This window comes from Pseudoalteromonas sp. GutCa3, from assembly GCF_002836155.1.
Lineage (GTDB): Bacteria > Pseudomonadota > Gammaproteobacteria > Enterobacterales > Alteromonadaceae > Pseudoalteromonas > Pseudoalteromonas arctica.
This window is the reverse complement of record NZ_PJBK01000038.1, coordinates 1-10123: the sequence shown is the minus strand read 5'-3', so window position 1 is coordinate 10123 and position 10123 is coordinate 1. Positions and strand designations below refer to the sequence as shown.

The 10123-nt window shown below is 38.9% G+C and carries 9 protein-coding genes; 4 read left to right on the top strand and 5 right to left on the bottom strand.

Annotation, left to right across the window (positions count from 1 at the left end; all coding sequences use genetic code 11):
* The first annotated feature begins 269 nt into the window (after positions 1-269).
* The gene (adk, locus tag CXF64_RS08230) at positions 270-914 is read left to right on the top strand and encodes an adenylate kinase (protein ID WP_101216786.1); all 645 of its coding nucleotides are present in this window, start codon (positions 270-272) and stop codon (positions 912-914) included.
* Positions 915-1002: 88 nt separating this feature from the next.
* On the opposite strand, the gene tpx is transcribed toward adk, so the two are convergent.
* Positions 1003-1584, bottom strand: coding sequence for a thiol peroxidase (gene tpx / locus CXF64_RS08225; protein ID WP_101216785.1), 582 nt, complete (start codon positions 1582-1584; stop codon positions 1003-1005).
* 233 nt (positions 1585-1817) lie between these two features.
* Here tpx and CXF64_RS08220 point away from each other — a divergent pair, with 233 nt between their 5' ends.
* Positions 1818-2822: a response regulator gene (locus tag CXF64_RS08220; protein WP_007584074.1), complete on the top strand. Its 1005-nt coding sequence runs from the start codon at positions 1818-1820 to the stop codon at positions 2820-2822.
* Between the two features lie 3 nt (positions 2823-2825).
* Positions 2826-3797: a sensor domain-containing diguanylate cyclase gene (locus CXF64_RS08215; RefSeq protein WP_024592692.1), complete on the top strand. Its 972-nt coding sequence runs from the start codon at positions 2826-2828 to the stop codon at positions 3795-3797.
* Between the two features lie 97 nt (positions 3798-3894).
* Here the strand turns inward: CXF64_RS08215 and CXF64_RS08210 are convergent, their stop codons facing one another.
* From CXF64_RS08210 to CXF64_RS08195, 4 genes are all read right to left on the bottom strand, one after another.
* Positions 3895-5409: a SpoVR family protein gene (locus tag CXF64_RS08210; RefSeq protein WP_101216784.1), complete on the bottom strand. Its 1515-nt coding sequence runs from the start codon at positions 5407-5409 to the stop codon at positions 3895-3897.
* A 19-nt stretch (positions 5410-5428) separates the two neighbouring features.
* Positions 5429-6712, bottom strand: coding sequence for a YeaH/YhbH family protein (locus CXF64_RS08205; protein ID WP_101216783.1), 1284 nt, complete (start codon positions 6710-6712; stop codon positions 5429-5431).
* A gap of 31 nt (positions 6713-6743) precedes the next feature.
* Positions 6744-8666: a PrkA family serine protein kinase gene (locus CXF64_RS08200; protein ID WP_101216782.1), complete on the bottom strand. Its 1923-nt coding sequence runs from the start codon at positions 8664-8666 to the stop codon at positions 6744-6746.
* Between the two features lie 210 nt (positions 8667-8876).
* The gene (locus tag CXF64_RS08195; RefSeq protein WP_002960323.1) at positions 8877-9458 is read right to left on the bottom strand and encodes a superoxide dismutase; all 582 of its coding nucleotides are present in this window, start codon (positions 9456-9458) and stop codon (positions 8877-8879) included.
* A gap of 266 nt (positions 9459-9724) precedes the next feature.
* On the opposite strand from CXF64_RS08195, the gene CXF64_RS08190 reads away from it, so the two are divergent.
* The gene (locus tag CXF64_RS08190) at positions 9725-10063 is read left to right on the top strand and encodes a Grx4 family monothiol glutaredoxin (RefSeq protein WP_004335359.1); all 339 of its coding nucleotides are present in this window, start codon (positions 9725-9727) and stop codon (positions 10061-10063) included.
* The last annotated feature ends 60 nt before the right edge of the window (positions 10064-10123 follow it).

Sequence of the window (10123 nt, the reverse complement as noted above, 5' to 3'; positions counted from 1 at the left end):
GATACTTTTATGCGATGGCAGAAAGCCTCATTCTAGAGCCACGAAGGGGGCGAAGTTTTCCTCGTTCAGTCAACCCAAGACCACAGCGGTACGCTAGAAATAAAAAAGCCGTCCACCTTAAGTGAACGGCATTAGAACGTATGTTCCCTTTTTTAATGCGCTGTAAATACATCAACAACTCATCAATTAGTATAAGTTGCTTGAGTATCGGCGGCGCTTGTGGAAGAATTCAGGCTTTAAAATAAATATCCATACTAGGGGACAATAATATGCGCATTATTCTTTTGGGCGCGCCGGGTGCAGGTAAAGGTACTCAAGCTCAGTTTTTAATGGACAAATACGGTATTCCACAAATTTCTACTGGCGACATGTTACGTGCAGCAATTAAAGAGGGCACGCCATTAGGCTTAGAAGCAAAAAAAGTAATGGATGCTGGTCAACTAATTTCTGACGATATTATTATTGGTTTAGTAAAAGAGCGTATTACTAAAGCTGATTGTGAGAAAGGTTTTTTACTTGATGGCTTCCCACGCACAATTCCTCAAGCTGATGCGATGAAAGAAAATGGCGTAGTGGTTGATCACGTTATTGAATTTGACGTGGCTGACGAAGTGATTGTTGAACGTATGGGCGGACGTCGCGTTCATCCTGGTTCTGGTCGTGTTTACCATATTGTATATAATCCACCAAAAGTGGAAGGTAAAGACAACGAAACTGGGGAAGACTTAATTGTTCGCGCTGACGATACTGAAGAAACAGTACGTAAACGTTTAGGTATTTACCACGAGCAAACTATGCCATTAGTTGATTACTACCAAGCAGAAGCTACTGCTGGTAATACTCAATACCACAAACTAGATGGTACACAAGCTGTTGAAGCTGTTAGTTCACAACTTGGTGAGCTTTTAGGTTAATTATAAAAGCACATTAAAAAACCGCCAATTGGCGGTTTTTTGTTTTAAGGCTGTTTAGCATTGCTTAATCAATGCTATTTAATCGGCTTTACAGCGTTTCAAGTTTCTCAATTACGCTGTTGTATTCTGGTTCAGTTGAAAGGCTACTAACTAATTGTTTATAAATGACGTTATGGCTTTCATCTAAAATAAATACAGTTCGCGTTAATAAGCCCATATCTTTAATAATCAATCCGTATTTTTGGCCAAAATCGCGCCAAACAGAATCTGATAACGTAGTGATTTTATCGATATTTTCAGCTTTGCAAAAACGCTTTTGAGCAAATGGTAAATCAGCACTAATTGTTAGCATTACAACACTTGGAAATTGCGAGGCTACTTTTTCATTGAAATGCTTAGTTTGCAGGCTACAAATACCTGTATCAAGACTTGGCACTACACTTATCAATACAGCTTGGCCTTTGTAATCCTCAAGCGTTACAGGGATGAAGTTGTCATCAACTACTTTGAAATTTGGCGCGCTATCTCCAACAGAGATCCCTTTGCCTAATAAAGTGACTGGTTTGCCTTGTGCAGATACTTTTCCTATGTCTAGCGTGTTTTCTGGGTAATCGGCTGCAATAGCCACAGAGCAAAATGCGCTCAAAGCAAAGGTAAGTGAACGTAACATAAGGTATTTCCTTTTAAATTAACGCAATGGGCGTCAGTGTATTATACTGCGCTATAGTAACCAAGAGATTATACCGCTCTGATGAAGTTGGGATTAGTTCTGCAATATAAAAATTGTAACTGTGCTAAACTTTGATTAACATGAAGTTACAAAATATATCTTCAATAATAAAAATAAAAACCATCATAAAATGATTTTAATGCTCATTACTGGTTTAGAAACAGAGAGATAATATGTCAACATCGGTACTAATATGTGATGACTCAAAATTAGCTAGGCGTCAGCTAGCTCGTTCATTACCTGAAGATTGGGATATTAAAGTTGAATTTGCACTCGACGGCGTTGATTGCATAAAGCAAATAAAGTTAATTGAACCAGAAATACTTTTTCTCGATTTAAACATGCCTGAAATGGATGGGTATGAAGTATTAATCGCTATGAAAGAACAGGGGCTAAACATACTCACTGTTGTTGTCTCTGGTGACATACAGCCAAGTGCACATCAAAGAGTGCTTGAACTTGGTGCTATCGATTTCATTCAAAAACCATGTTCCCCCGAAAAACTAGCCAGCATAATTGAACACCATGGGATTAAAGATAAAGCCATGCGTGAGCGTCTCTCTCATTCGCTTGGAGAGCAAGTCGACCCTGATGTTCGGGATATATACCAAGAACTCACTAACGTTGCTATGGGACAGGCTGGGGATTTACTTGCACGTCTTCTTAATGTGTTTGTAGAGCTACCAATTCCTAATGTGAATATTTTGGAAGTTAATGAACTCGATATGGCGCTGCAGTCTATAGATAATAATGCAGCTACATCGGGTGTGTGCCAGGGCTTTATTGGCGGTGGCATTTCGGGCGAGGCGCTATTACTTTTAAATGATTCAAGCTTTAAAGAAATAGCTTCTTTGATGAATTATGACGGCGAGTTAAACGATAAAATTGAACTTGAGCTGCTTATGGATATTAGTAATATTTTGATAGGCGCTATTTTAACGGGTCTTTCAAAACAGCTCGATATGTCATTTAGCCAAGGGCACCCAATAGTACTTGGCCAACACAGAGATGTGTCTGAGCTGGTTAAATCAAACAAGTCACGTTGGCAACGCACCCTTGCTATAGAGATTAGTTACGGTATTGAAAACCATGATATAAATTGCGACCTCATGCTGTTATTTACTGAAGATTCACTTAAAACTTTGAAGTATAAAGTTGCTTACCTATTAGAAGATTAAGTTATGGCTGCAGATTTAGAAATGAATGAGATCCATTGGCTTATGGATATGTTTAATACCGTTGATGTAGGCCTTGTAGTACTTGATAGAGATTATAAGGTGTGTGTATGGAATGGTTTTATGGAAAACCATTCAGGGCTTCTACCAAGCGCAGTAAAAGATAAAGACCTATTTGATTTATTTCCAGCAATAGACGAAAAATGGTTTAGAAGTAAATCAGAATCGGTTTTTGTTTTAAAAAACCGCTCTTTTACGATTTGGGAGCAGCAGCCATACATTTTTAGGTTTAAAAATTATCGACCTATTACTGGTAAAGCTGATTACATGTATCAAAATGCGACATTTATCCCTCTTACAAATACGATGGGCGAAGTTAGCCATATTTGTATTATTTTGTATGATGTAACAGATGTCGCGGTAAATAAAAAAGAGCTTGAAGAGTTAAACAAAAAATTAGAACAAGTAAGTCAAACAGATAGCTTAACGCAGCTTGCAAACCGTGGACACTGGGAAGGTACGCTACGCCAAGAGTTTTTGAGAGTAAAGCGAAGTGGTGGCTGTAGTACATTATTAATGTTTGATATTGACCACTTTAAAAAAATAAATGATGAATATGGCCATAGCTGTGGTGATGAATCGCTTCGTCATTTATCTAACTTACTACGTACGACGCTGCGCGAAACTGATGTTGCAGGGCGCTATGGCGGTGAAGAGTTTGCAGTAACATTACTTGATACAGATAAAGAAGGCGCTTTTGTATTTGCTGAGCGTTTAAGGGTATTGATTGAAACTAACCCTGTTAAGTATAAACACTTTGAAATAACAATGACGGTAAGTATAGGGCTGGCTGGTAGCAGTAATGATTTTAAAAATCATGAGCGCTGGATAGAGGCTGCAGATAAAGCACTGTACCAATCTAAAAATACAGGGCGAAATAAAGTAATAGCCTACGAAGATATAAAAAATGACGCTTAAGCGTCATTTTTTATATCCAGAATTTAGGGTTAATAATACCGTGTTTTTATAACCTGCTGAGCAAACCCAATCAGTATGAAAATTGTATTGCCCTTCATTATTGTGTTGTGTGTCGAGAGTCATCTATTGGGCATTGACCAATCATTGAAACCTCACCAGAATTTGACTCTTGCTCTAGTTTTACTTTAAAGCCCCATAATCTGTAAAGATGCTTAAGTACTTCCTCGTGCGAGTTTGCTAAAGGAATGTTGTTATGAGGTACATAGCGTAGGGTTAGTGAACGGTCACCTCTAATATCAACGTCATATACTTGAATGTTGGGTTCATGATTACTCAAGTTGTACTGCGCTGAGAGCGCTTCTCTTACAGCTTTATAGCCGTTGTCGTTATGTATTGCGCCAATTTCTAAATGGGGATTATTAGTATGGTCAATAATAGTAAATAATTTAAAATCACGAATTAACTTAGGCGATAAAAACTGGCTAATAAAACTCTCATCTTTAAAGTTTTCCATTGCAAAATGCAGTGTATCTAGCCAATTACTGCCTGCATATTCAGGGAACCAACGTTTATCTTCTTGTGTTGGGTGTTCACATATTCTGCGAATATCAACCATCATATTAAAGCCTAAAGCATATGGGTTAATGCCTGAATAATACTTACTGTTATAAGGTGGCTGATAAACTACGTTGGTATGGCTTTGTAAAAATTCTAACATGAAAGAGTCGGTGAGTTTTCCCTCATCATATAAGTGATTAAGGATGGTGTAATGCCAAAAAGTTGCCCAGCCTTCGTTCATTACTTGAGTTTGTTTTTGTGGGTAAAAGTATTGCGAAATTTTACGAACAATACGTATAACTTCACGTTGCCAAGAATCGAGTAATGGGGCATTTTTTTCAATAAAATACAAAATATTTTCTTGGGGTTCAGAAGGAAAATGGCGTACTTTCTTTTTGGTTTCTTGCTGTTGCTCAGGAATAGTCCGCCATAATTCATTTACTTGCGATTGAAGGTAGTCTTCACGCTCTTGTTGGCGTTTTTGTTCTTCAAATAACGATATTTGTTGTGGACGTTTGAAGCGATCCACTCCGTAATTCATTAATGCATGACATGAGTCGAGCAGGGCTTCTACTTGTGTAATACCGTGCTTTTCTTCACAGCGGCTTATGTAGTTTTTAGCAAATACCAAGTAATCAATAATTGAGCCAGCATCGGTCCAGGTTTTAAATAAGTAATTACCTTTAAAAAATGAGTTATGTCCGTAACATGCGTGCGCCATTACAAGCGCTTGCATAGGTAAGGTATTTTCTTCCATTAAGTACGCAATACAAGGGTCTGAATTTATCACTATTTCGTAAGCAAGACCCATTTGTCCGCGCTTATAATTTTGCTCTGTTTGAATGAACTTTTTACCGTAAGACCAATGGCTGTAACCAATAGGCATGCCAACGCTTGAGTAAGCATCCATCATTTGCTCTGCGGTTATCACTTCAATTTGATTAGGGTAGGTGTCTAATCTGTAATGTTCTGCAACACGGGCAATTTCACTTTGGTACTCATCTAATAAATCAAAGGTCCAATCTGGGCCATCACTCAATCGTTTATCATTCATAATGCTACCTCGCTTTTGGCTATGCAGAGTTTTGCTGTTGACGACCTTTTTTAAATAGCTCCCTAAAAATTGGGTAAATATCTTCAACGCTTTGAATATGCTGTATGGCGAAATTATTATGGCTGTGTGTTATAGATTCATATTCGCGCCATAGGCTTTGATGAGCACGAGTGGTTATTTCAATATAAGCAAAATAGCGTACTGCGCTTAAGAGCTTATTACGTAAAATTTCACCACACTGCGGGGTGTCGTCCGCCCAGTTATCGCCATCAGAGGCTTGTGCGGCGTATACATTCCACTCGTTTGCGTGATAACGCTCTTTTATTATTTCGTTCATTAATTTAAGTGCGCTTGAAACAATAGTGCCGCCAGTTTCTTGGGAATAAAAAAACTCTTGCTCGTCTACTTCTTTTGCTTGTGTGTGGTGGCGAATATAAACAACGTCTATGTCTTTATAGCTGCGTGTTAAAAATTGATAGAGCAAAATATAAAACCGTTTTGCCATGTCTTTTGTTGGCTGATCCATTGAGCCTGACACATCCATAATACAAAACATCACCGCTTTGCTGGTGGGATGAGGGCGTTTTTCGTAATTACGAAAACGTAAATCGTAGTTATCAATAAATGGAACCGACTTAATTTGCACTTTTAATGCTGCAATTTCTTTTTGTAATAAAGCAATTGCTGCTTTATCGTTATGTGGACCAGCAAGCAGCAGAGCAAGTTGTTCTTCGAGCTCTTTTAAACGGCGTTTTTTACCTGCACTCATGGCAACACGCCGTGCAAGCGAGCCTTGTAATGAGCGGACAATATCAATATTGCTAGGCATACCGTCGCTACAAAACCCTGCGCGATGGGTTTTCATTTGCACTAACTTATCAAGCTGGTTCTCTTGTAAGTTAGGAAGTTCTAAATCTTCAAACAGTAAATCAAGGTATTCATCTTTTGATATTGAAAATACAAACTCATCTTGTCCCTCGCCCGAATCGCTGGTGTCACCTTCACCGGCACCGCCGCTTTGTCCGCCTTTAGGGCGCTCAATTTTATCACCTGTAGAAAACTGATCGTTACCAGGGTGAATTTGTTCTCTATCCCCACCTTGCCCTTGATGAAATGTAGGTTCGCTGATATCGCGTTGTGGAATAGAAATACTCTCACCAGAGCTTGAATCTGTAACGCTGCGTTTGTTAATCGCATCTGAAACCGCTTCTTTAATTTGTTTTTTATAGCGCCTAATAAAGCGCTGGCGATTAAGCGTACTTTTATTTTTTCCGTTTAAACGCCTATCTATAAAATGCGCCATATTGACCTCCTATATACTACGACTATGAAGGTTATTGCGATTTTCTAACCCGTAAATACCACTCAGAAAGCAAGCGAACTTGTTTTTGTGTATAGCCTTTTTCGACCATACGGTTCACAAAGTCTTCGTGCTTTTGCTGATCCTCTGCAGATGTTTTAGTATTAAACGAAATTACGGGGAGTAAATCTTCGGTATTAGAGAACATTTTTTTCTCAATCACCGTGCGTAGTTTTTCGTAGCTTGTCCATAGTGGGTTTTTACCGTTGTTATGCGCACGGGCACGCAATACAAAGTTCACTATTTCATTACGGAAATCTTTAGGGTTAGAAATACCTGCTGGCTTTTCTATTTTTTCAAGTTCGGCATTAAGTGCCTCGCGGTCAAATAGTTGTCCCGTATCAGGGTCGCGATATTCTTGGTCTTGTATCCAAAAGTCTGCATAAATAACATAACGGTCAAAAATGTTTTGTCCGTATTCTGAATACGATTCTAAATAAGCGGTTTGCAGTTCTTTACCTATAAACTCTACATATTGCGGAATTAAATAGCCTTTTAAAAAGCTTAAATAACGCCCTTCTATTTCGCTTGAAAATTGTTCGCGCTCTATCTGTTGCTCAAGCACATAGAACAAATGCACTGGATTTGCAGCAACCTCAGTGGTATCAAAGTTAAACACACGGGACAAAATTTTAAACGCAAAGCGGGTAGAGAGCCCCGTCATACCTTCATCAACACCTGCGTAATCACGATACTCTTGATACGATTTTGCTTTAGGGTCGGTGTCTTTTAGGGTCTCGCCATCGTATACCCGCATTTTTGAATAGATACTTGAATTTTCGGGCTCTTTTAAACGTGATAGCGTTGTAAATTGCGCCAATGTTTTAAGTGTACCCGGTGCACATGGCGCGTTGTATAGCTCGCTGTGCTCAAGTAATTTGTCGTAAATTTTAATTTCTTCGGTTACACGTAAGCAGTAAGGTACTTTTACAATATAAACACGGTCTAAAAATGCTTCGTTGTTTTTATTGTTTTTAAAAGTTTGCCACTCAGACTCATTAGAGTGAGCGAGGATCATGCCATTAAAGGGCAGAGCACTAATGCCTTCTGTTCCGTTGTAGTTACCCTCTTGGGTTGCGGTAAGTAAAGGATGCAGCACTTTAATAGGTGCTTTAAACATTTCTACAAATTCCATCAGCCCTTGGTTAGCTAAACATAAAGAGCCAGAGTAGGCGTATGCATCAGGATCGTTTTGGGCAAAGTGCTCAAGCTGGCGAATATCGACTTTACCCACTAGCGCCGAAATATCTTGGTTGTTTTCATCACCTGGTTCGGTTTTGGCAATGCCTATTTGGTTTAAAATTGAGGGGTAGCGCTTAACCACTCTAAACTGGCTAATATCACCATTGAATTCTTTTAAGCGTTTGCCAGCCCAAGGCGACATAATGGTTTTTAAGTAGCGCGGTTTAATACCGTATTCTTGCTTAAGTACGTCGGCGTCCTCTATTGGGTCAAATAATGCAAGAGGATGGTCGTTTACCGGAGAGCCTTTAATTGAATAAATAGGCACTTGTTGCATTAAATATTTTAGTTTTTCGGCAATGGATGATTTACCCCCACCAACAGGTCCAAGTAAATAAAGCACTTGTTTGCATTCTTCAAGCCCTTGGGCGGCGTGTTTTAAATAAGAGACTATTTGCTCAATGGCGTCTTCCATACCATAAAAATCAGCAAAGGCAGGGTAGCGCGCAACTACTCTATTAGAAAATAACCGGCTTAGTCGTGCATCCGTTGCGGTATCTACCATGTTTGGTTCGCCAATTGCCATGAGTAGGCGTTCTGGTGCGCTGGCGTAGGCAGACTTATCGGTTTTACAAATCTCAAGAAATTCAGCGATACTGTATTCTTCTTCCTGTGCCGCTTCGTATCGTGCTTGGTAATGCTCAAAAATCGTCATAATAACCTCCGAAACCCGCTGTAAAAAGGTGCTTACCTTTTAAAGTCTAGTCACGAATCTGTATTTTTGTGCAATAAAATTAAAAATTTAAGTGAAAAAAGATCATGTTACTAAAAGTGTTTTATTAAATGATGAGGCGCTTAGGTGTGATAAACAAGAAACAAAAAAAGACGCCTAAGCGTCTTTTTTACATTAGCGTTTAAAGGCTAATTAAGCGAAGTTAGCGTTCGCGAATTCCCAGTTAACAAGCGACCAAAAACCTTTAAGGTAATCTGGACGAACGTTACGGTAATCAATGTAGTAAGCGTGTTCCCATAAATCCACTGTAAGGATTGGAGTAACGCCATCATCAGTTAATGGTGTAGCAGCGTTAGATGTATTAACGATGTCTAGTGAACCATCAGCAAGCTTAACTAACCACGTCCAGCTTGAACCAAAGTTATTTACTGCTTTGTCATTTAATGCATCTTTAAACGCATCAAAAGAACCCCATTTGGCGTTGATTGCATCAGCAACTGCGCCAGTAGGCTCGCCGCCGCCGTTTGGAGATAAGCTGTTCCAGTAAAAAGTATGGTTCCAGATTTGTGCTGCGTTGTTAAATACGCCGCCTTCTGATGAACATACGATCTCTTCTAGAGATTTGTTTTCAAACTCAGTACCAGGGATTAAACCATTAAGCTTAACCACGTAAGTGTTGTGGTGTTTGCCATGGTGAAACTCTAGTGTTTCTTTTGAAATATGTGGCTCAAGTGCGTCGATTGCATATGGTAGTGACGGTAGTTCAAATGCCATTTTTTTATCTCCATCTTCTTTGGTTGATAGTCCATTTGGTAATACGTAATGCCTGTTGAAACAGAGCAGTTACCTATACCAAGCGGTAATATAGTGTTACTATAATTGTTGAGTATTTTACTCAAGTTTAAGCAAACAGCAATGCTATTGCGAAAGACTATTTCAATTGCGGCTTTATTTGCCCATATTAAGTTATATATTTGTGGTCACGATGAGTTATTTTCAAGACCTAAATATATTTAGCTATCGTTACTTTGAGGTTGTAGATGGAAACCATTGATAAAATTAAACAGCAAATTTCAGAAAACCCAATAATCCTTTTCATGAAAGGGTCACCAAAATTACCTAATTGTGGTTTTTCTTCACAAGCATCGCAAGCGTTAATGTCATGTGGTGAACCATTTGCATACGTTGATATTTTACTTAACCCAGACATTCGTGCTGAGCTTCCAGCATACGCAAATTGGCCAACATTCCCACAACTTTGGGTAGATGGCGAGTTAGTTGGTGGTTGTGACATTATTATCGAAATGTTTCAACGCGGTGAATTACAGCCGTTAATTACAGAAACTGCTGCTAAATATAAAGAAGCTGACGCAGAGTAATTTTATTACTCAACCTGCTATCAGGTTATTAAGCTCTTTAAACACAAAGCCACTTTTTAA